The organism is Agromyces badenianii, assembly GCF_003070885.1.
Taxonomy (GTDB): domain Bacteria; phylum Actinomycetota; class Actinomycetes; order Actinomycetales; family Microbacteriaceae; genus Agromyces; species Agromyces badenianii.
Genome location: NZ_CP028913.1, coordinates 1,285,901 through 1,305,685 on the forward strand (window position 1 = coordinate 1,285,901; position 19,785 = coordinate 1,305,685).

Genomic DNA, 19,785 nt, shown 5'->3' on the forward strand with positions numbered 1-19,785 from the left:
AAGGGCAGGTTGCGCGGCGAAGAGCGCCACCGAAGCGCTCGCGGCCTCGGTGAGGACCGGGGGCATCCGCTCAGCCGCCCTGCCCGGGCAAGGCGCTGACCGAAACGAGCGAGCCGGCCTCGTCGCACGCGCCCGCAACGTCGCCCACGGCGCGTTGGAACTGCGTGTTCTCGTAGCCGATGCCGCCTGAAGCGAGCGCTTGTTGCGCGTCCTTGATGGCCGGTGACACGTCGGTACCTCCGACGACCATGTACCTCCAGCCGTCCTCGATGGCCGCCACCCGTGATGAGTACTCGACATCATCGATGAGTCCCTGGTCGTGCTCCCAGTCGGAGCGATACCGGATGCCCTCGAGCGCGCTCACCTGACCGCACAGGTGGGGCGCGTCGGCGTCAGGCAGCATGAGCTCGGAGTCGGCGGGAGGCTGCGTCGTCGCCGGTGCGGACTTGGACGTCGGTGCGCTTGCTCCAGGGTTCGACGTGCAGGCGCTCAAGGCAAGCGCCAGCACGCTCAGTGTGATCACCAGCGGCGCACGTTCGATCGCGTGGATCATGCGGTCGGCTCGCTGTCGGCCGCGCGAAGGTAAGCGGTGATATCGATCGAGGTGTGCGGCGGCATGCTGATCGCGCTCGGATCCACGCGCGGCGTGTCGCGGTCGGGCAAAGCGGCGTCGTACGGTTTCACTTGATCTCGTCTCAGGTCGGTGACGGTAGGGCTACCGGAAACGTATGTCGCGGTCCGCTCGAAGGGCGATACGACCTTTGCAACATTCCGCCGCTGGGCCGTCTGTCCGATGGCCAGAATCAGTCACCACTCGAGTTCGCAGGAGCATCGTCCTCCAGGGTCGAGACGCCAGTGGGGCTCGCTCTTGATCACGGCGATTGGATCTCCCCGAGCCGTGATGCTTTCCGCACTGCGTCGGTGCGAGAGGTCGCTCCGAGCTTGCTGAAGATGTTCGTGTTGTGGCGTTTGACCGTGCCGACCGAGATCGACAACGACCGACCGATCTCGTCGTTGGACAGGCCTTGTGCGATCAACCGCATCACTTCCTTCTCGCGCAGAGACAGCACCGATGCGACGAGCTCTGGTCGGCGAATGGGGTCGGGCACGTCGATCGCAGCATGGATCGCGTCGACCAGTTCACTCGCTGGGGCCGACTTCGACACGAATCCGGCCGCGCCGGCCGCGCGCAGGTGATTCGCGAGGACCCGGTCGCGGTGCATCGTGACGATGAGGATCCGCGTCGCCGGGGCCTCGGCTCGGACCCGGCTGATCGTCGACAGCACTGGAATGCCGGGCATCTCGACGTCGAGCAGCAGCACATCGGGTCGCGTCGCGAGCACCCGCTGGTATGCCTGGTCGTGCGTCGCGGCCTCGCCGACGACCCGCACCCCATCGGCGGCCGTGAGCATCGCCCGCAGACCGTCCCGGAAGAGCTCGTGATCGTCCGCGATGACGACGGTGACGGATGCCGCGCTCGTCACGTCGTGCCACTGCCCGCGAACTGCAGGGTGAGTCGGATGCCCGCAGCACTGGGGGCGTTGAGAAACTCGATCGTGGCCCCGATCGTGCGAGCACGCTCGGCTATTCCTCGCAGCCCGAACGAGGTCGGCTTGCGAGCGGTGTCGTCGTAGCCGAGCCCGTCGTCGGTGACCGTGACCTGCAGCGCGGTCGGCGACCACTCCAGTCGCGCGTTCACCGCGGTTGCCTGCTGTGCGTGAGTGCGGGCGTTACGGGTCGCTTCAGCGATGATCGTGAACAGCTCCTCGCGGGCAAGCTCACTCAGCGGCCTGACCGTGCCGACCTGCGCGACATGGACGGGCAGCGTGCCGCGTCCTCCCGTCGCGTACGCGTATTCCTCCAGGGCCTCAGCCAGTTCACTGTCACCGACCTGCGCCCGGAGGTCGACGGCGATGTCCTGCGTGTCCAAGAGCGAACCACGGAGAATCCCGATCGCCGCAGCGACTTCCTCATCCGGTCGACGCAGCTGGGCCGCCTCCAACCGCTGCACACCGGCAGCGATGCCGTGCGCGATTCGATCATGCAACTCGCGTGCGAGACGCAACCGCGCCTCGCGGTCCGATGATCGCAGTCGATCCCGAAGCACCTCCACATAGGCGATCGCGCCGGGCGGGAACCGCCGCCAGATCGCATGATGCAACGCCCGGGCAACATCCAGATCCCGTCGCCGACCCCCAGCGACGGCGACCGCATCCGCAACGAGCGGCAGCGCCACGCCGAACAGCACTTCTGCAGCCATCAGCGGCTCCGACGGATCGATGTCCAATACCGCGGACCGCTGCCCGTGCGCACTCAACACCTCGGGATCGCTGTAGTCAACCGTGACCAGGGGTGACTCGACGTCTCCGCCGAGCACCGCGAAGGTCTCCGCGAGGATCGACCGGGCCTGAAACTCCAGCCCGCCATCGAGCACCTCGGCGGTCGCCAGCACACTCCCTCGTTCCAGTAGCCGCTCATGCAGCTCGGCGATCACCGCGCCGAAGACCGCAGGCACTTCAACCCGCATTCCGTTCCTCCACTTGCCGTTCTCCGGCATCGACCATGGGCATGCAGCGCGAGGCGCTCCCCCTGGACGGTACCCCGAAGCGGCCATCGAATCGATACGACCTCCGGCACATCACATGCCGTGCCCGATTGTGCTCGTTGAGTAAACGGAACCTCACTCTGATTCCGGCGGGGGAGCGGCTCGAGAACGAGGCGCGCTCAGCCCGCTTGCGATCGCGTCTCGGCGAGCGCTCGCTCCAGCAGAGCGCGCAGCGCGCTGCGATCCACCCCCGTCAACCGCGTGAGGTAGAGGCAGACCTTGCTCGCACGATGCTTGCCGAGCCCGGCTACGAGATCGGGCCAGCGCTCCGAGAAATTCTCCGGGAGGTAGATCGTGTGCTTCGTGGGGCCTGGCGCGAAGGCGAGGCGGGGAGAGCGGCCCCCGCGCCCGCTCTCGTAGCGGTACTCGAACTCTCCGAAACCGATGATGCGGCCCGCCCACACGACCGGCTGCTCGCCGCTGATCTCGCCGAGAATCGCGAGCAGTTCGTCGGCCTCGGCGCGCCGAGGACCCGTGGCGCGGTCGAGCACTTCCTCGACCGGCAGGTCGGATGGTGACATCGCGGGCTGCTTCGCTGCCATGGGGTCTCCTCGCGAACGTTCTGGACGATCCAGCGTACTGCGGCAGGCTCCCGCAGGCGTGTGCGTGGGTGAATCGCTGGACGCCGCACGTAAAGCGTGCTTTACTCGTGGCATGAGTAAAGCGTACTTTACCTCCACCAGCCCGAGGAGGGGCCGCGTTCCCTTCGGCCACTACGTCTTGGCGCTGGCGCTCGGCGCGGTGCTGACCATCGCCGTCGCGCTCGTCGTGGCCGCAACGAATCCAGACGATTTCTGGCTCGCCGCGGGAATCGGAGCGCTCTGTGCCGCATATCCGTCCGTGTCGCTCGGCCTGAAGGTCTTCGTCTCGAACAACACGGTCAGCCGTGACGAGCGCGGTGAGCAGAGCGTGGAACTGCTCTGGATGCGCCAAGCCGGCTCCGGTGCGTTCCTCGACGTGCTCATCGCCACGATCGTCGCCGCCGTCATCGTCATGGTGTTTCGGTTCGAGGTGGACGCGCTCCCGGTGCTCCTCGCCCTCATCGCGTTGAGCGCGGTGGATGCCGGACTGCATTACTTCGTCATCCGCCACCGAGCGCTGAAATGAAGAACGACCTCGCCGGTCGCCGCGCCGCGCGAGACTGGACGCAGGCCGACTTGGCTGCGGCACTCGGCGTGTCGAGGCAGACGGTCATCTCGATCGAGCGGGGCCGGTTCGATCCCTCATTGCCGCTGGCGTTCCTCATCGCCCAGACGTTCGATTGCGCCATCGAAGACATCTTCACGCCCGACTGATCGTCGGGATCACCGCGCTCAGAAGAGGAGCACCACCCCAGTGACCGCAAGCCAGAGCGACCAGGCGATGTAGGTGAACGGCGTGAGCATCGCGGCGAGCTTCCAGCCGTTCCGCTCGAAGGGGGCGACGAACTCGAACGAGCACACGACGAGCACCGCGCCGATCACGATGCCTGCCGCGCCGACGATCGGGTGCACCGCCCCGCTCTGCATGAGAGCGATGCCCGAGAGGATGCTCCACGCTCCGGTCAGCAGGAACCCCAGATGCTCTCCGACGGCGACGCCGAGGTAGCGGTTGAAGGACTGGAAGATCACGTCGATCGCCTCCCGGCGCGCGTCCGTCGCGTCGGGTTCGGCGTCGGCACGGGCCAGGTACGGCACGAGGAACGGCCAGCGGATGAGTCCGAGGAACTGCACGAGCGCCGCGAGCACGCCGACCGTGGCGCCGAGCACCAGAACCGTCGGGTCGGCGCCGTCGAGCCTGAACGCGAGCAGCACTGCGAGGGGCGCGAAGAGCACGGCCGTCATCGCGAAGCCCCACCAGAGCAGCACGAGGCCGGAATCGCCGGCCCGGAACCGAGCGAGGATCTCGCGGGTCGGCCGCCGCAGGATCTCGGGATAGTCGAAGGTCTTCGCCAGCGCCGCGAAGGCGGCGTTGAAGGCGATCGGAAGAACGATCAAGAGGATGCTCGTGGCCGGCGACGACGTCATCGACGACCTCCATCGCGCGCGCGCCTTTCCAAGCCGACGAGCACGGCGCTGACCCGCCACAGGCGCTCGGCATCGGCTCGATCCTCGCTGCGCTTCGACGACCTCACGCGCTTGCGGTTCGCGAAGAATCCGCCTGTGACCTGCTCGAGTTCAGGTGCCGTGGCCAGGTGCATCGAGGTCGAGGCGCCTTGAGCGGGTGACTTCATGAACGACGTGAGCAACGGCACGATGAAGCGCTGCACCGCCGCCGGATCCTTGGCACCGAACGAGGTGCGCACGACGCCGGGATGCAGCGCGTTGGAGGTGACCCTGGTGCCCTGCAGCCGCCTGGCCAGCTCGAAGGCGAACAGCACATTCGCGAGCTTCGACTGGTCGTATGCGCGCGACCCGGAGTACACCCGTTCACCCTGGAGGTCGTCGAAATCGATGCGCCCCGTGCGGTGGGCGTTCGACGACACGGTGACGACTCTGGCCGGGGCGCTCGACCTCAACCGGTCGAGGAGGAGGTTCGTCAGCAGGAAGGGGGCGAGGTGGTTGACCGCGAATGTGCGCTCGAGGCCGTCGGCCGTGACGTGGCGGGTCTGCCAGAATCCGCCCACGTTGTTGATGAGCACGTCGATGCGCGGCAGGCGCTGCAGCACCTCGGCTGCGAGCCGCCGTACTTCCGCCTGCGCTGACAGGTCGGCGATGAAGGCATCCACCTTGGCACCACCGCCCGCACGGATGTCGCGTGCCGCTGCCTCGGTGCGCTGCCGATCACGTCCGACGATCGCGACGTGCGCGCCCGAACTGGCGAGTCCGAGTGCGGTCGCCTTTCCGATGCCGCCGCTGGCGCCGGTGATGAGCACGGTTCGTGATTGCGGCGGGGGAGACTTCGGCCCCGCGGCATCCGCTTCGATCTCGGTTCGGTCGTCGCCATCGAGTCCACGCGACATGCTCGGCTCCCTCCACTGCAGCGACCGGCGTCAGGGTTCGCTGTTCTCTTCGCGCCCTTCGCACAGGAAGGCGAGGCGCTGCAGCGTCTCGCGGTTGCGAACGTACAGCATCGGCTCGGTCAGAACCCTCGGCACCCATTTCCCGGGCCCGCTCGTCGGCTCCTCCTGGATGCGGACGACGCAACCGCTCGCCGACGGGCGAACCTCGATGGTCACGCGGGCCTCGCCGAGGGGCCACCCCTTCGCGCGAAACGTCGCCCGGCGCGGCGGATGCCAGAGGAGGCTCACGGTCGCGTCGTCGATGAGGAGAGGCCACACTCCGACGGAGTGGTGGAGCGCGGCGCTCTGCGCCGGCCACGCCTTGTCGACGTTCCGCATCCTCGATGCCCCGACGACCCAGCACGGATAGAGCCAGCCGTCCGCGAGGACGTCGAACACCGTCTGCGGCGAGCAGGCCATGGCCCGAGCATTGCGCGACACGCGTACGTCCTCTCGATCGTGAGAGCCGACCCGGTCAGCCTCGTCCCACGATTATCGGAACATACGCGGTTCGCGGACAGGGGCTTGACGGACGCCCGATCGAGCGGGGTGGCGGCCGGCCGAGACCGGCTCGGGTGACGTCGAGCGGATGCCGCGGGTGATATTCCTCCCGCGGCATCCACTCGCCGTCGTCGCTCAGCCGAACGGCACCGCTTCGAGTACCGTGACCCGCACGGAGCGGTTCGGCGCCTCGTAGGTGACCGCATCGCCGACGTACCGGCCGGCGATCGCGGCCCCGAGCGGTGACGTGGGCGAGTAGACATCGAGGTCGACGCTCGTGTCGAGATCGGCGAGTTCCCGGCTGCCGAGCAGGAAGCTCGTGGCCGACTCGTCGTCGTCGAAGCGCACCGTGACCCGCATGCCGGGCTCGACCAGGCCGTCGTCGGGCTTGCGGCCGACCTCGGCATTGCGCACCATCGTGCGAAGCTCCGTGGCCCGGGCCTGTTCGATGTCGGTCAGTGTTCGTCCGGGCCGCGAGAGCTCCGCCAGTTCTGCTTCGAGCCGCTCCAGTGCGGCCGGGGTCATCCATACGGATTCCGTGTTCATCGGGGAATTCCTCCCTCTCGGCGACCCAGGGGTCGTCTGGCAAAGAACTTCCCATCCTAGCCGGGCGTGGCCGTCAGCGCCCGAGTTCCGCCAGCTCGTCGAGGCGCGGTGCGGGCACGGCCGGATCGTCGATGCCGTCGAAGATGCGAACGGTACGGCCGGCACCCCAACCGGGCCATCCCGGTTCGCCGGAGGCCGCGAAGGCGACCCAGGCATCGTGGATCGCCGAGGCGAGGACCTGCGGAGCGGATGCCCCGGCCAACGCGACCGAGTCGGGCGCGGCCAGTCCGTCGAACACGAACCCGAGCTCGACGGCGTGCGCAGCGCCGAGCCCGCGCACCGGGCTGCGCCACGCGAACTCGTAGACCCACGTCGGCGCGCCTGCGGCTGCACGCGCATCGGCCACCCGGTACTCGGAGCGTCGCAGCAGCACGTCGGTGAGGATCGCGCCGAACACCTCGCCGTGCTTCGCCCCGGGGCGGTTGGCCCGATAGCGGCGCACCGCCGCCGCGGAGATCTTCGCGGCGCGTCGGCCGATCGCAAGGTGCAGGCGCGTGATCCTGTCAACCGCGCCGCTCGGCACCAGCCAGAGACGGTATTCCTCGGTGGTCGTGCCGATGAGGAGCGGCACGTTCGACGAGGCGCCGGCCGCGAAGGCGTCGGCGGGGGAGGTGGGGACGAGGTCGCCGTCGATCGCGATCGTGAACGCGGGTCCGCCGCCGAGCGGAGAGCTGCCCGCGATCACCTTCGCCTGCGCCGCCGCGAGCCGCTCAGGCGCAACCGCCGCGAAGGCGTCGCGAGTGGCCGCGATGCCGAGTTCCCGGGCGATGAGCGCCGTGATCCTGCCCGCGTCGGCGGGAGTCTTCACCTCGAGCGGCCCACTCATGACGATGGCCCGCTGCATCACCTCGTTCGCGATGGGCGACGCGGCCAGCGCCGCGACGGTCGCTCCGCCGGCCGACTGACCGAAAACCGTGACTCGGGCTGGATCGCCGCCGAACGCGGCGATTTCGCGCTGCACCCAGCGCAGCGCCGCGAGCTGGTCGTGCAGGCCGAGGTTCAGTGGGGCGCCGTCGAGCACCGAGAAGCCCTCGGTGCCGAGCCGGTAGTTCACGGAGACGAACACGACGCCGTCGCGGGCGAACGTCGTCCCGTCGTACCCGGGCAAGGCGTTCGAGCCGTGCTTCAACGAACCGCCGTGCATCCAGACCATGACGGGCAACGGCGCGCCCGCGGCATCCGTCGGCGCCCAGATGTTGACGTTCAAAATACCCTCGCCCGGAATCGCGACCGTCGGCAGCAGTTCCCCGAGCGCACCGGCATAAGGTACCTGCGGTGCGGTCGGCCCGAAGGCTGTGGCATCGCGCACGCCCTCCCACGGCTCGACCGGTGCAGGTAGGCGGAACCGGTGCTCGCCGAATGGCGGGGATGCGTACGGCACTCCGAGGAAGCGGGCGATGCCGTCGATGGTCTCGCCGCGAAGGGCGCCGGTGGAGGTCTCGATGACACCCTCGAGGGGTGCTCGCTCGTCGCTGAGTGGCTGCACCCGCTCATCCTGCCCTTCGGGCGGCGCTTCGCGCTAGATGCGGTGGGCAGACGCAGTCGAGCCCCGGCGATCGTTCGATCGCCGGGGCTCGATGGGTGTTGCGACTACGCCGCGGGCTCGCTGTCGCGCTTTGGCAGCTTCCAACCGGGCCGCACGAAGTGGCAGGTGTAGCCGTTCGGGTACTTCTCCAGGTAGTCCTGGTGCTCGGGCTCAGCTTCCCAGAACGGGCCGGCCGGGGAGACCTCGGTCGTCGCCGGTCCGGGCCAGAGGCCCGACGCGTCGACGTCGGCGATGGTCTCGTGCGCGATGACCTCCTGCTCGTCGCTCGTCGGGAAGATCGCCGAACGGTAGCTCGTGCCGACGTCGTTGCCCTGGCGGTTCCTGGTCGACGGATCGTGGATCTGGAAGAAGAACTCCAGCAGGTCGCGGTACGACTCCGCCTCGGGGTCGAACACGATCTCGATCGCCTCGGCGTGCGTGCCGTGGTTGCGATACGTGGCGTTCGGCACGTCGCCGCCGGTGTAGCCCACGCGAGTGCTGAGCACTCCCGGGCGCTTGCGGATCAGGTCCTCCATGCCCCAGAAACACCCGCCGGCGAGGATCGCGGTCTCGGTTCGTGTGGTCATCGTGCGTTCTCCTGGTTCTCGAACAGTGCGCGGTATCGACCGTAGCCCGCCTCGTCCAGCTCGGCGAGCGGAACGAAGCGCAGGGCAGCGGAGTTCATGCAGTACCGAAGGCCACCGGCATCCACCGGGCCGTCGTCGAAGACGTGACCGAGGTGGCTGTCGGCGCCGGCCGACCGCACCTCGACGCGTTTCATGAACATCGAGCGGTCGGTCTTCTCGGTGACGGCATCGGGCTCGATCGGCTTGGTGAAGCTCGGCCAGCCCGAACGGCTGTCGTACTTGTCGGTCGAGGCGAAGAGCGGCTGCCCCGAGACGACGTCGACGTAGATGCCGGGCTCGTGGTTGTTCCAGTACTCGTTTCGGAAGGCCGGCTCGGTGCCGTCCTCCTGCGTGACCCGGTACTGATTCCGGGTGAGGCGGTCGATTGCCTCGGGAGTCTTGCGGTAGTCCTGTGACACGGTTCCTCCAAGCTCGGCGCCGCTGGCTGCGACGCCCACTGGGAAGAACACACGGGGCGCCGAAGCTGTTCCGGGAGGAATGCGCGAGCGCAAACGTGGATGACTTTCACAGGAGAACATGAGGGTCTGTCCAGAAGCTCTCGGCAGACTGGCCACTTCGCCCGGGCGCCCCCGCTCGTGGATCACCGATCAAGGACCGACCTGCGCTGTGCGCTGCGACGGCCCGCCCCGTGAAAGTCATGCAGAACCAGCCTTCTTCCACTGAACTCAGTCGTCCTGAACCCGCCGAGAGCGAAGCCCTTCGCCCTCGGCGCAGACACCGCCCCCTCTGGCGGAGCGGCCCACTTCTCGCTGCCGGCGCCGTCGCCGCGGTCGGTGCCATGGTCGGCACCGGATTCGTGGTGCAGTCCGCTGTCGCCGCGCAGAACGAGAGCGTCGCCGCCACCTCGGCCATGACGGTCGCCGCCAACCGCGACATCGAGCAGCTCGGCTCGCACGCCGGCATCCTCGAGGCCCGAGCGGTCAAGACGGCGAACGCCACCATCGCCGCCGCGAACGACACGATCTCGGCGGCGCAGGGCAAGGCGGATGCCACGGCGCTCTCCTCCTCGGTCGCTGCGCTCGGCAACTACCGGCTCCTCGCTCCCGAACGCGTCTTCGAACTCGCCGACCGCACTGAGGAGCACCTCGCCCCGGTGCAGGCCGCCGTGGCCGAGGTCGATCGCGTCGCCGCCGAGCAGGCTGCCGCCGCTGCCGCTGCGGCCGCCGCCGCCGCTGCGGCCGCTGCCGCCGCGCAGGCTGCGGCCGAGGCCGCTGAAGAGTCGTCGGCGCCCTCGACCGGCTCGCGTCCGACCGGCCCCGCGAACCCGAGCGGTGCGCAGGCGATCGCCCGCGACCTGATGGCCTCGATGTACGGCTGGGGCGATGACCAGTTCGGCTGCCTCGTCTCCCTCTGGAGCCGTGAATCCGGCTGGAACGTCTACGCCTCGAACTCCTCGAGCGGCGCTTACGGCATTCCGCAGGCCCTGCCGGGCAGCAAGATGGGTTCCGCCGGCGCTGACTGGCAGACCAACCCCGCGACCCAGATCAAGTGGGGACTCGGCTACATCGCCGGACGCTACGGCACGCCGTGCGGCGCATGGGACCACTCGGAATCCGCCGGCTGGTACTGACGTTCGACGGATCGAACGGCGGTGTCGCCGGGCTCGCGCCCGGGGCGCCGCCGTTCGGCGTTCGTCCGCGCTCTAGCTGCGGCATCCGCATCGTGTCAACCGCCTCCGTGCGGCCTCCGCTCCTCGATAACCTGACGGAATGAGCGAGCACGGGGCGGACTACGGCACCACGGCGAAGACGACGACGTCTTCGAAGGGGGGTCTCGTCGCATTCGGCAAGCGGGCGACGGCCTGGGCGCTGACGAGGAAGCCGGTTCGAGCCTTCCTCCTCTACCTGGAACATCACGGCCCCGTGCTGGCCGACAGCGTCACCTACCGCGTGCTCTTCTCAGTCTTCGCGGGGGTGTTCCTCGGATTCGCCGTCGCCGGCACCTGGCTGGCAGGCAACCCCGATGCGCTCGACGCCCTCGTCGAGACCGTCGGTGCGGCCATTCCCGGCCTCGTCGGCGAAGACGGACTGATCTCGCCCGATGACGTCGTGCAGCCGCTGACCCTCAGCATCGCCGGCATCGTCGGTCTCGTCGGTCTCGTCGGCGCGGCCATCGGCGCGATCGGATCGCTCCGCGTCGCCTTCCGCGCGATCGGCGACCAGCCCGACGACCAGACCTTCTTCCTCTGGGTGCTCCTGCGCGACCTGCTGCTGGCCATCGGGTTCGGCGCCGCGCTCGCCGCGGCCGCGGCAGTCACGTTCCTCAGCACGACCGCACTCGGCACGCTCTTCTCGTGGTTGGGCATCTCGACCCACGACGCCGTGTTCGACGCGGCCACGAGATTCGTCTCCATCGTGGTGATCTTCGTGATCGACACGCTCGTGATCGCCGTGATGTTCCGTCTGCTCTCGGGCATGCGGCCGCGAGCCCGTTCGCTCTGGACGGGTGCCGTGATCGGCGGCGTCGGGCTGACCGTGCTGCAGCTGCTCTCGAGCCTCTTCGTCGGCGGCGCCTCCAACAACCCGCTGCTCGCCTCCTTCGGCTCGCTGATCGCCCTGCTCATCTGGCTGAACCTGTCGAGCCAGGTCATCCTGATCGCGGCCGCGTACATCGTCACGGGCGTCGATGAGGAACGCGATCGCGTGCACGCGCTTCACGGCGCACCGACACTGGCGATCCGGCGCATGCAGCATGCAGAACGACGAGCAGCGGATGCCGCGGCCGAGCTCGTGACCGCGCGCGAGGCCGTCGAGCGCGAGCGCACCGGCGCGTGAGGGTGCGGCGGGAGCACACCGGCGAGCCGCAGCGAACGGTTGGCGGACCGCGGTGAACGAATACGGAGACAGCGCGAACCGGTGGCGTCAGAATGGGCAGATGCCGACCGTGCTGCAGATCGTTCGTTCCGTGGTGTCGCCGCTGACCCGCACCCGCGTCTTCCGGTGGAGTGCGCCGCGAATCCTTCCGCCGGTGGAGCGCGTGATCGCGTGGCTCACCGGCGGACGCGTGCAGCTCAGCGCCCTGCTCGTGCCGTCGCTCGTGCTGCACACGACCGGCGCGAAGTCGGGCGAGCCTCGCGATACCGCCCTCATGTACACGCCCGACGGGCAGGGGCGTGCGATCGTCGCCGGCACGAGCTTCGCGCGCGACCGGCATCCCGGGTGGACCTACAACCTGCTCGCGCATCCCGACGCGGCGATCACCGTGCGCGGTTCCCGCATGCCGGTGCGGGCGAGCCTGATCGGTGACGACGAGCGCGAGGCCGCATGGGCCCGCATCGAGGCCCAGTGGCCCGGTTATCGCGCGTACGAGCGGGAATCGGGCCGTGTGGTTCGCCTCTTCCGGCTGCAGCCCGTCGCAGACCCGCACCGCGCGTCGATGTGAAGTGGCCGACGCGGGTCGCCAGAACGGTTCACGGTGCTCCGCCTCAGTGCGCACCCAGCCCTGAGGCCTACGCTGGGGTGATGACGCGTCGTCCGAGTGAACCGATCTACAGCACGGCGATCGCGGCCGGGCGTGCGCTCTTCGGCTTCTGGGGGCTGAAACGACGGGTCAGCGGTGCTGAGCACATTCCCGCGACCGGTGGTGCGGTGCTCGCGATGACGCATTTTGGATACTTCGAGTTCGCGCTCGTCGAGTGGGCCGTGTGGCTCGAGAACCGCCGTCGCATCCGTTTCATGGCCAAGAAGGGCGCCTTCGACAAGCCGGTCGTCGGTCACCTGCTGCGCGGCATGAAGCACATCTCGGTCGACATGAAGGCGGGCGCCGCGGCGTACGCGAAGGCCGTGGAAGCGCTTCGCGACGGGGAGTTGCTGGGCGTCTTCCCCGAGGCCGGCGTCAGCGCCTCCTACACCGTGCGCGAACTCAAGACGGGCGCCGCTCGACTCGCCGCCGAAGCCCGCGTGCCGATCATCCCGGTCGCGGTGTGGGGCGGTCACCGACTGCTCACCAAGGGGCATCGGGTCGGGTTCTTCGAGCGATTCGGCGTGCCGGTGACCTTCGCCTTCGGCGCCCCGATCTCCGTCGCCGCCGATGACGACCCCCATGCGGTGACCGAACGGCTGCGCACGACGCTGCAAGGCCTCGTCGATCGGCTCCAGGCGGAGTATCCCGTCGACGGCACGGGCAAGTGGTGGCAGCCCCGAGCGCTCGGCGGCACCGCCCCCACCCCGGAAGAGGCTGCGGCCGCCGATGCGGCCCGCGATGCGGCCCGCGCTGCCCGTGCCGAATCCGATCACTGAGCCTGCATCCGGCACGACGACGATCATGACGACGATGAGCTGAGACATCCTCGGCGTTGCGAGCTAGGCTCGAGGCATGTGCAGGAACATCCACACCCTCCACAATTTCGAACCGGCGACCACCGACGACGAGGTGCACGCGGCCGCGTTGCAGTTCGTGCGCAAGGTGAGCGGGTCGACCAAGCCCTCGAAGGCCAACGCCGAGGCGTTCGATCGAGCCGTGGCCGAGATCGCGCACGTCACCCGTCACCTGCTCGACGATCTCGTGACGACCGCGCCGCCGAAGAACCGCGAGGTCGAAGCCGCCAAGGCCCGCGAGCGGTCCGCGCAACGGTACGCGTCACCGGTGGCGCAGACCGCCTGAATCCGCGAGACGACCGGGCGCGCCGCCGCCCGGGGGAGTAGCGTCGCCTCCATGGCCGATGCCGTCACACTCACCGTTCCCGGTCCGCGCGGCGATCGCTCGGTGCGGATCTCCAGTCCCACCCGCGTGATCTGGCCCGAGGCGGGCATCACGAAGCTCGAACTCGCCGAGTACTTCATCGCCGTGGGCGAGCCGTTCGTCGAGGCGAACGGCGACCGGCCGGTCTCGCTGCAGCGCTTCCCCGGCGGCGTCGACGGCGAGCAGTTCTTCTCGAAGAACCCGCCGAAGGGCGCGCCCGACTGGGTGCGCTCGGTGCCGGTGACGTATCCGAGCGGCCGCACGCATCCGCAGCTCGTGATCGACGAGCCCGCCGCCGCGGTCTGGGCGGCCCAGATGAACACGATCGTCTTCCACCCGTGGGCGTCGCGGGCCGAGCGGCCCGACTACCCCGACCAGCTGCGCATCGACCTCGATCCGCAGCCCGGCACGGGGTTCGCCGAGGCGGTGCCCGTCGCGCTGGCGCTGCGCGAGCTCCTCGGCGAGGTCGGGCTCAGCGCATTCGTGAAGAGCTCGGGCAGCCGCGGCATCCATGTCTTCGCGCCAATCGAGGCCGAGCACGAGTTCCTCGACGTGCGCCACGCGGTGATCGCGCTCGGGCGAGAGCTCGAGCGCCGGATGCCCGAGGAGGTCACCACCAACTGGTGGAAGGAGGAACGCGGCGACCGGATCTTCATCGACTTCAACCAGGCGAACCGCGACCGCACGATGGCGGGTGCGTACTGCCCCCGCCCCCTGCCGCAGGCCTCGGTGTCGTGCCCCCTCGAGTGGGACGAGCTCGAATCGACCGACCCCTCCGATCACACGGTGCGCACCGTGCCCGAGCGATTGCAGCGTCTTGGCGACCCTTGGAAGGGCATGCACGATTCATCCGGTCGCCTCGACACGCTGCTCGAGTGGTGGCAGCGCGACCTCGGCGACGGGCTCGGCGAACTGCCCTTCCCACCCGACTTCCCGAAGATGCCGGGCGAGCCGCCGCGCGTGCAGCCGAGCCGGGCCCGGCAGCAGCCCTGAAAGCAGCCCTGACTCACGCCGCGGCGACCGGCAGCGCGCGGCGGATGCATCGGGCCTGAGCCGTCGTCAGATTTCGATGCCGGGCCGGCCGTCGACCGGGTTCAGGGCCGAGCCGAGCAGCGGCCGGGGCGCCCCATGCACCTCGCGATGCAGTCGCTCCATTCGTGCGTCGAGTTCCGCGGCGGTGTGCGCGGCATCCGTCAGGCCGTCGAGCAGTTCCTGCGGCACCTGGCGCTCGTACTTGTAGTAGATCTTGTGCTCGAGGCTCGCCCAGAAGTCCATTGCGATCGTGCGGATCTGCACCTCGACGGCGACCGGGTGCGCACCCGTCGAGAGGAACACCGGAACCTCGACGATGACGTGCAGGCTCTGGTATCCGTTGGACTTCGGCTCCTTGATGTAGTCCTTGACCTGCAGCACCCGGATGTCCCGCTGCGCCGTGAGCAACTCGAAGAGTCGGTAGGCGTCCGAGACGAAGCTGCACGTGACACGCACTCCTGCGATATCGGTGATGGTGTCGCGGATCGTGTCGAACGTCGGGTCGATGCCTTTTCGCCGCATCTTCTCGATCACGCTGTCGAGGCTCTTGAGCCGGCTCGAGATGTGCTCGATGGGGTTGTAGTCGTGCGTCTGGCTGAACTCCTCGCGCAGGATCGAGAGCTTCGTGATCACCTCGTCCATGCCGAACTTGTAGCGCATCATGAAGCGCTCGGTCTCGTCGCGGAGCGCACGCATCTCGTCGAGCGTCTGACCGTCGATGGTCTCGAGCGTGCGCTGCGCACGGGCGGTGAGCATGGGGGGAGTGCCGTGCAGGGTGGGCGGAGTTCCGTCGAGCGGGGTCACGGATGCCACGCTACGTCGTGAAGCTCTGGGTTCCCTTTGATCTGCACCGGCGTTCGCCGGCGACGCATCGCTAGGCTCGAGGGATGGCAGCGTGGCTCACCGTGGCACCCGGCGTGCATCAACGCAGGTACGAACCGTTCGACATCTCGATCGTGGTGATCGAGGGTGACGACGGGCTGCTCCTCGTCGACACGCGAGCGCAGCCGAGTGAGGCCGTTGAGCTCGCCGCCGACATCGCGGCCGGATTCGACCGGCCGGTGCGCTGGGTCGTGAACACGCATGCGCATTTCGATCACACCTTCGGCAACCAGGTCTTCGGCCCCGGCACGGCGACGGATGCCGCGATCTTCGGCCACTCGGGCGTCGCCGCCCACTTCGCCGACTTCGAGGGTCCTCGCCTGGCCGCGTGGCGTGCCGATCCGACGCGTGAGCCCGATCGGCGGTGGGCCGACGTGGTGCTCACACCACCGACGCATCCGCTCGATCGGGCGCTCACGCTCGATCTCGGCGGCCGTCTCGTGGAGCTCCGGCCGCAGGCGCCGGCGCACACCGATACTGACCTCGTGCTCTTCCTGCCCGATGCGCGGGTTTGGATCCTCGGCGACCTGATCGAGGAGTCGGGCCCGGTGATGTACGGGTCCGGGAGCTACCCCCTCGGCTGGCCGGGCGTGCTCGACGCGCTCGCAGCCGAGATGCAGGCCCGCGACCTCGTCGTGCCCGGGCACGGCCGAGTCGTCGACCGTGCATTCGTGGAGCGCCAGGCGCGCGAGCTGCGGCTGATCGCCGAGCGATTCCGTGCAGCTCATGACGCCGGGCTGACCGTGGCCGAGGCCCTGGCGGCCCACGCGTCGTGGCCGATCCCCGTCGACGGGCTCGTCGGCGCGGTCGAGCGCGCCTACCTCGCGCTCGATGCGCCGAGAGAGACCCTGTCATGACGTCCGGAGACGACCCGTTCTCGGCGAATGGCGTCGGTGACGGTGCTCGCCCGCGCTTTAGAGGGCGAGCTCGAACCGGTGCGTCGGAGCAGGCGACCATCGCCGGTCGCAGCGCGATGACGACCCGCCAAGCCGGCGATCTGCCATGATGCAGAGATGACGGATGCCTCGCGCCCACCGGTCCTGCAGCTGCGAGTCGTCATCGAGGCCGAGGACTACGACCGGGCCGTGGCGTTCTATCGCGACGCGCTCGGCATGCCCGAGCTCATGGCGTACGCCGAGGGCGGCGACGACCGCGTCTCGATCCTCGACGCCGGCAGAGCGACGATCGAGATCGCGAATCCGACGCACAAGCGGGTGATCGACGAACTCGAGGCCGGCGGGCGGCCGAGTCAGCGCATCCGCCTCGCATTCGAGGTGACGGACGGCGCCGGCACCACGAGGCGACTCGCCGAGGCAGGAGCGGCGATCGTCGCCGAGCCGATCGAGACGCCGTGGCGCTCGCTCAACTCCCGGCTGGACGCGCCCGCCGGACTGCAGATCACCGTCTTCGAGGAGCTCGAGGGCTCAGACGAGCGTGCGCTTCGCGACGGGTTCGGCACAGAGTCCGATCGCGACTGAGCGGCGCTGTCGCCCCGGCGATTCCGCTCAGGCGTCGCCGTCGACGTAGAGCCAACGCCGGCCCTCGCGAGTGAAGCGACTGCGTTCGTGCAGCACGCCCCGCTCGCCATCGGCGCGATACCGCGCACGGAACTCGACGATGCCGTCGCGATCGAAGGGGCCGCCGCGCTCGGTGTCGACGATCTCCAGTCGATACCACCGCAGCTCGGATTCGAGTTCGAGCGCGCCCGGGCGGGTGTCGGGGTGCCACGTCGAGCGAAGGTACTCGGCGGCGCCGACCGCGAAGGCCGTGTAGCGGGAGCGCATCAGCTGCACGGCGGTCGGGGCATCCCTCGCGCCGGCGAGCAGGGGGCCGCAGCACTCGGCGAACACGGATCCGCTGAGGCAGGGGCACCGGTCGTCGGCGGCCGGAACAGGGGCGGGAACGGCGGTCGGCATCCTCCCAGTATCGCGGCCCGTGACGGCCGACGATCATGGGTTGCACAGGAAGAAGTGAGGAATCGTCCAGAAACTCGGGGCAGAGTGTCTGACTTGCGGCCTCGCTCGTGGGCCGCGCCCCAACAGAAACCCGATCCGAACACCCCAGAACCTATGCGCAACGACACCCCACTCACGCCCGAAACCGAAACCGCCCCCGAACAGCACCCCCGACGCAGCCTCCGCCGGCGTCGCATCGGCCGCAAGCGACTCGTCGTCGCCGGCGCGATCGTCGCGACCGGCCTCACCGTCGGCACCGGGTTCGCGGTGCAATCGGCACTCGTCACGCAGGCCGCCATCGACGCGACCGCGGCCCTCACCGATTCGACCGGACTCCGAGCCGAGCAACTCGGCGCATACAGCTCGATCGCCGAGGCCCGCACGCGCTACAGCGCGCAAGACACCATCACCGCGGCGAACGCCACCCTCGCCTCGGTCGACGGCAAGGTCGATTCCAGCGGGCTCGCCGCATCGGTCGCCTCGCTCGGTGAGTACGAGCGGCTGCCGCTCGAATCGATCGTCGACCTCACGAAGCAGACCCGCGCCGAGACGGCACGAGCAGAGGCCGCCGCGGCCGAGTTCGACCGGGTGCAGGCCGAGCAGGCCGCGGCTGCGGCTGCGGCGCTCGCGCAGGCGAACACGCCCGATGGGGCACGCGCCACCGCCCGGGCGCTCGCCGAATCGAAGTACGGCTGGGGCGAATCGCAGTTCCAGTGCCTCGACCGGCTCTGGCAGAAGGAGTCCGGCTGGTCGTACACCGCCTACAACGCCTCGAGCGGGGCCACGGGCATTCCGCAGTCGTTGCCCGGCAGCAAGATGGCCTCGGCCGGTGCCGACTGGCAGTCCAATGCCGCGACGCAGATCAGCTGGGGTCTCGACTACATCGCGCGCGGCTACGGCGCACCGTGCACCGCATGGTCGCACTCGCAGTCGGTGAACTGGTACTGAATCCCGGCGATCTCGCGTAGGGTTTCCGGCACGGGGCCGTCCAGGCCTCCGATCAAAGGGCGTCACCCATGTCAGACAAGTCGCCGAAGAAGTCGTCGTCCAAGACGGCTGCCAGCAAGACCCTCAAAGAGAAGCGCGCCGACAAGAAGGCGAAGGTCGAACACCGCGCCAGTACCGACGCGGTGAGCGAAGCGACGCACCGCAAGCGCTGAGCGCTCCGGCGTCAGACGGTGCGCGGGTCGAGCAGCCCGGCGCGGTCGGGGTGCCGGTCGAACCACTCGCCCACGTACCAGCAGCTCGGCACGATGCGGCGCGTCGAGTTCGCCTCGACATCGTCGACCGCGTACTCGACGAGCTCGCCGGCCAGACCGTTGCCGCGATACGGCGGATTCGTGAAGGTGCGCTTGAACGCGACCGAGTCGCCGAGCTCGCGGTAGTCGAGCACGCTCGCGATGTCGCCGTCGATGCGCAGCACGTAACGGCGGGCGTCGGGTTCGTGGCTGAGTTCTCTGTGCACGAGGATCAGGCTACGCCGCGTGCGCTCAGCGACCGCGAAGGCGCTCGAGGTCGCGTCGTTCGCGTTTCGTCGGCCGGCCGGTGCCGCGGTCGCGCGTCGCGACGATCGCCACGCTCTCCCGCGGAGGCGGGGGAGGCGTGCGGTCCTCGACCGCAGTGCCCGCGAGCGCGGCCGACACGCGCTTGACGAGCGTCTGTCGCACGACGAGCATTCGATCGAATCCCGCGATGCGCACCCGCACCTCGTCGCCCGGGCGCACGGCCTGGGCGGCCTTGGCGCGCTCGCCGTTGACGCGCACATGACCGGCGCGACAGGCGGCGGTCGCCGCGGACCGCGTCTTGAACTGCCGCACCGCCCACAACCAGGCGTCGACGCGCACGGGGGACTCGCCGTTCATGTCCCCAGCCTACGGGCGCGGCATGCCACGGCGGCCGGTGCGTCATGCTGGAGTCATGAGCGGAGCGAGCGGGGACGAGTGGGTGGAGGGCCCCGACGGCGCGAAGTACTGGGGGCGCTACGGCGCGGCCGGCCTGCTCGTGGTCAGCCCCGAACTCGAGGTGCTGCTGCAGCACCGGGCCGTGTGGAGTCACTTCGGGGGCACCTGGGGCATGCCCGGAGGCGCGCGGCACGAGCACGAGAGCGCCGTCGAGGCCGCCGTTCGTGAGGCGGGCGAGGAGGCGGGCGTGCCGCCGTCGCTGCTCGAGGTGCGCTTCAGCACGGTGCTCGACCTCGGCTACTGGTCGTACACGACGGTCGTCGCAGATGCCGCTGAGCGGTTCGACCCCGTGGTCAGCGACCCCGAGAGCATCGAGTTGCGCTGGATCGCGTTCGATCGGGTGACCGAGCTTCCGCTGCATCCCAGGTTCGCCGAAGCCTGGCCGGCGCTCGCCGCGAGACTCTGAACCGC

29 protein-coding genes are annotated in these 19,785 nt (G+C 69.3%); 13 read left to right on the top strand and 16 right to left on the bottom strand.

Going from position 1 to position 19,785, the window contains the following annotated elements; genetic code table 11:
* Positions 1-70 precede the first annotated feature (70 nt).
* From DCE93_RS06115 to DCE93_RS06130, 5 genes are all read right to left on the bottom strand, one after another.
* Entirely contained in the window at positions 71-553 is a 483-nt protein-coding gene (locus DCE93_RS06115) for a hypothetical protein (protein WP_108595101.1), read from the bottom strand.
* A complete protein-coding gene (locus tag DCE93_RS14880; protein WP_268876775.1) occupies positions 550-684 on the bottom strand; it encodes a hypothetical protein in 135 nt (44 codons plus the stop codon). Before DCE93_RS14880 ends, DCE93_RS06115 begins: the two co-directional genes overlap by 4 nt.
* 188 nt (positions 685-872) lie before the next feature.
* Entirely contained in the window at positions 873-1,484 is a 612-nt protein-coding gene (locus tag DCE93_RS06120; protein ID WP_168186175.1) for a response regulator transcription factor, read from the bottom strand.
* Positions 1,481-2,557: a sensor histidine kinase gene (locus DCE93_RS06125; protein WP_165906109.1), complete on the bottom strand. Its 1,077-nt coding sequence runs from the start codon at positions 2,555-2,557 to the stop codon at positions 1,481-1,483. The genes DCE93_RS06120 and DCE93_RS06125 overlap by 4 nt, the downstream gene beginning before the upstream one ends.
* A gap of 167 nt (positions 2,558-2,724) precedes the next feature.
* Positions 2,725-3,147: a DUF1801 domain-containing protein gene (locus tag DCE93_RS06130; RefSeq protein ID WP_108595104.1), complete on the bottom strand. Its 423-nt coding sequence runs from the start codon at positions 3,145-3,147 to the stop codon at positions 2,725-2,727.
* A 64-nt stretch (positions 3,148-3,211) separates the two neighbouring features.
* Here DCE93_RS06130 and DCE93_RS06135 point away from each other — a divergent pair, with 64 nt between their 5' ends.
* Positions 3,212-3,712, top strand: coding sequence for a hypothetical protein (locus DCE93_RS06135; RefSeq protein ID WP_244284254.1), 501 nt, complete (start codon positions 3,212-3,214; stop codon positions 3,710-3,712).
* Positions 3,709-3,900 (top strand): helix-turn-helix transcriptional regulator, encoded by a 192-nt coding sequence (locus tag DCE93_RS06140; protein ID WP_108595106.1) that lies wholly within the window; start codon positions 3,709-3,711, stop codon positions 3,898-3,900. Before DCE93_RS06135 ends, DCE93_RS06140 begins: the two co-directional genes overlap by 4 nt.
* 18 nt (positions 3,901-3,918) lie before the next feature.
* Here the strand turns inward: DCE93_RS06140 and DCE93_RS06145 are convergent, their stop codons facing one another.
* The 7 genes from DCE93_RS06145 to msrB all read right to left on the bottom strand — a co-directional run bounded on the left by DCE93_RS06145 (position 3,919) and on the right by msrB (position 9,262).
* Positions 3,919-4,611, bottom strand: coding sequence for a DUF4386 domain-containing protein (locus DCE93_RS06145; RefSeq protein ID WP_108595107.1), 693 nt, complete (start codon positions 4,609-4,611; stop codon positions 3,919-3,921).
* Positions 4,608-5,546, bottom strand: coding sequence for an SDR family oxidoreductase (locus DCE93_RS06150; RefSeq protein WP_108595108.1), 939 nt, complete (start codon positions 5,544-5,546; stop codon positions 4,608-4,610). The genes DCE93_RS06145 and DCE93_RS06150 overlap by 4 nt, the downstream gene beginning before the upstream one ends.
* A 30-nt stretch (positions 5,547-5,576) precedes the next feature.
* Positions 5,577-6,026 (bottom strand): SRPBCC family protein, encoded by a 450-nt coding sequence (locus DCE93_RS06155; protein WP_108595109.1) that lies wholly within the window; start codon positions 6,024-6,026, stop codon positions 5,577-5,579.
* A gap of 195 nt (positions 6,027-6,221) precedes the next feature.
* The gene (locus DCE93_RS06160) at positions 6,222-6,632 is read right to left on the bottom strand and encodes a GreA/GreB family elongation factor (protein ID WP_108595110.1); all 411 of its coding nucleotides are present in this window, start codon (positions 6,630-6,632) and stop codon (positions 6,222-6,224) included.
* A gap of 73 nt (positions 6,633-6,705) precedes the next feature.
* Positions 6,706-8,178, bottom strand: coding sequence for a carboxylesterase/lipase family protein (locus tag DCE93_RS06165; protein ID WP_244284255.1), 1,473 nt, complete (start codon positions 8,176-8,178; stop codon positions 6,706-6,708).
* A gap of 104 nt (positions 8,179-8,282) precedes the next feature.
* Positions 8,283-8,804, bottom strand: a complete 522-nt coding sequence (gene msrA / locus DCE93_RS06170) for a peptide-methionine (S)-S-oxide reductase MsrA (protein ID WP_108595111.1) — start codon at positions 8,802-8,804, stop codon at positions 8,283-8,285.
* The gene (msrB, locus tag DCE93_RS06175) at positions 8,801-9,262 is read right to left on the bottom strand and encodes a peptide-methionine (R)-S-oxide reductase MsrB (protein ID WP_205647487.1); all 462 of its coding nucleotides are present in this window, start codon (positions 9,260-9,262) and stop codon (positions 8,801-8,803) included. Before msrB ends, msrA begins: the two co-directional genes overlap by 4 nt.
* 380 nt (positions 9,263-9,642) lie before the next feature.
* Between msrB and DCE93_RS14770 the strand changes: the two genes are divergently transcribed.
* The 6 genes from DCE93_RS14770 to ligD all read left to right on the top strand — a co-directional run bounded on the left by DCE93_RS14770 (position 9,643) and on the right by ligD (position 14,537).
* Positions 9,643-10,434 (top strand): aggregation-promoting factor C-terminal-like domain-containing protein, encoded by a 792-nt coding sequence (locus DCE93_RS14770; protein ID WP_244284256.1) that lies wholly within the window; start codon positions 9,643-9,645, stop codon positions 10,432-10,434.
* A 139-nt stretch (positions 10,435-10,573) separates the two neighbouring features.
* Positions 10,574-11,638: a YihY/virulence factor BrkB family protein gene (locus tag DCE93_RS06185; protein ID WP_108595113.1), complete on the top strand. Its 1,065-nt coding sequence runs from the start codon at positions 10,574-10,576 to the stop codon at positions 11,636-11,638.
* A 100-nt stretch (positions 11,639-11,738) separates the two neighbouring features.
* Entirely contained in the window at positions 11,739-12,245 is a 507-nt protein-coding gene (locus tag DCE93_RS06190) for a nitroreductase family deazaflavin-dependent oxidoreductase (protein WP_108596624.1), read from the top strand.
* Positions 12,246-12,325: 80 nt separating this feature from the next.
* A complete protein-coding gene (locus tag DCE93_RS06195) occupies positions 12,326-13,102 on the top strand; it encodes a lysophospholipid acyltransferase family protein (RefSeq protein ID WP_108595114.1) in 777 nt (258 codons plus the stop codon).
* A gap of 76 nt (positions 13,103-13,178) precedes the next feature.
* Positions 13,179-13,466, top strand: a complete 288-nt coding sequence (locus tag DCE93_RS06200; protein WP_108595115.1) for a DUF2277 domain-containing protein — start codon at positions 13,179-13,181, stop codon at positions 13,464-13,466.
* 51 nt (positions 13,467-13,517) lie between these two features.
* Positions 13,518-14,537, top strand: a complete 1,020-nt coding sequence (gene ligD, locus DCE93_RS06205; RefSeq protein WP_205647488.1) for a non-homologous end-joining DNA ligase — start codon at positions 13,518-13,520, stop codon at positions 14,535-14,537.
* Positions 14,538-14,603: 66 nt separating this feature from the next.
* On the opposite strand, the gene DCE93_RS06210 is transcribed toward ligD, so the two are convergent.
* Positions 14,604-15,332: a GTP pyrophosphokinase gene (locus DCE93_RS06210; protein ID WP_108595116.1), complete on the bottom strand. Its 729-nt coding sequence runs from the start codon at positions 15,330-15,332 to the stop codon at positions 14,604-14,606.
* Positions 15,333-15,463: 131 nt separating this feature from the next.
* Here DCE93_RS06210 and DCE93_RS06215 point away from each other — a divergent pair, with 131 nt between their 5' ends.
* Entirely contained in the window at positions 15,464-16,315 is an 852-nt protein-coding gene (locus tag DCE93_RS06215; RefSeq protein ID WP_108595117.1) for an MBL fold metallo-hydrolase, read from the top strand.
* A 156-nt stretch (positions 16,316-16,471) separates the two neighbouring features.
* A complete protein-coding gene (locus DCE93_RS06220; RefSeq protein WP_108595118.1) occupies positions 16,472-16,936 on the top strand; it encodes a VOC family protein in 465 nt (154 codons plus the stop codon).
* Between the two features lie 27 nt (positions 16,937-16,963).
* Here the strand turns inward: DCE93_RS06220 and DCE93_RS06225 are convergent, their stop codons facing one another.
* The gene (locus DCE93_RS06225) at positions 16,964-17,374 is read right to left on the bottom strand and encodes a YchJ family protein (RefSeq protein ID WP_108595119.1); all 411 of its coding nucleotides are present in this window, start codon (positions 17,372-17,374) and stop codon (positions 16,964-16,966) included.
* Between the two features lie 153 nt (positions 17,375-17,527).
* On the opposite strand from DCE93_RS06225, the gene DCE93_RS06230 reads away from it, so the two are divergent.
* Complete coding sequence (locus DCE93_RS06230; protein WP_108595120.1) at positions 17,528-18,361, top strand: aggregation-promoting factor C-terminal-like domain-containing protein; 834 nt, start codon at positions 17,528-17,530, stop codon at positions 18,359-18,361.
* Between the two features lie 68 nt (positions 18,362-18,429).
* Entirely contained in the window at positions 18,430-18,573 is a 144-nt protein-coding gene (locus DCE93_RS14560) for a hypothetical protein (RefSeq protein ID WP_168186176.1), read from the top strand.
* An 11-nt stretch (positions 18,574-18,584) separates the two neighbouring features.
* On the opposite strand, the gene DCE93_RS06235 is transcribed toward DCE93_RS14560, so the two are convergent.
* Positions 18,585-18,878, bottom strand: coding sequence for a GNAT family N-acetyltransferase (locus tag DCE93_RS06235; RefSeq protein WP_108595121.1), 294 nt, complete (start codon positions 18,876-18,878; stop codon positions 18,585-18,587).
* Between the two features lie 25 nt (positions 18,879-18,903).
* Positions 18,904-19,275: an RNA-binding S4 domain-containing protein gene (locus tag DCE93_RS06240; protein ID WP_108595122.1), complete on the bottom strand. Its 372-nt coding sequence runs from the start codon at positions 19,273-19,275 to the stop codon at positions 18,904-18,906.
* Positions 19,276-19,330: 55 nt separating this feature from the next.
* Between DCE93_RS06240 and DCE93_RS06245 the strand changes: the two genes are divergently transcribed.
* Positions 19,331-19,780, top strand: coding sequence for an NUDIX domain-containing protein (locus DCE93_RS06245; RefSeq protein WP_235825275.1), 450 nt, complete (start codon positions 19,331-19,333; stop codon positions 19,778-19,780).
* Positions 19,781-19,785: the final 5 nt, after the last annotated feature.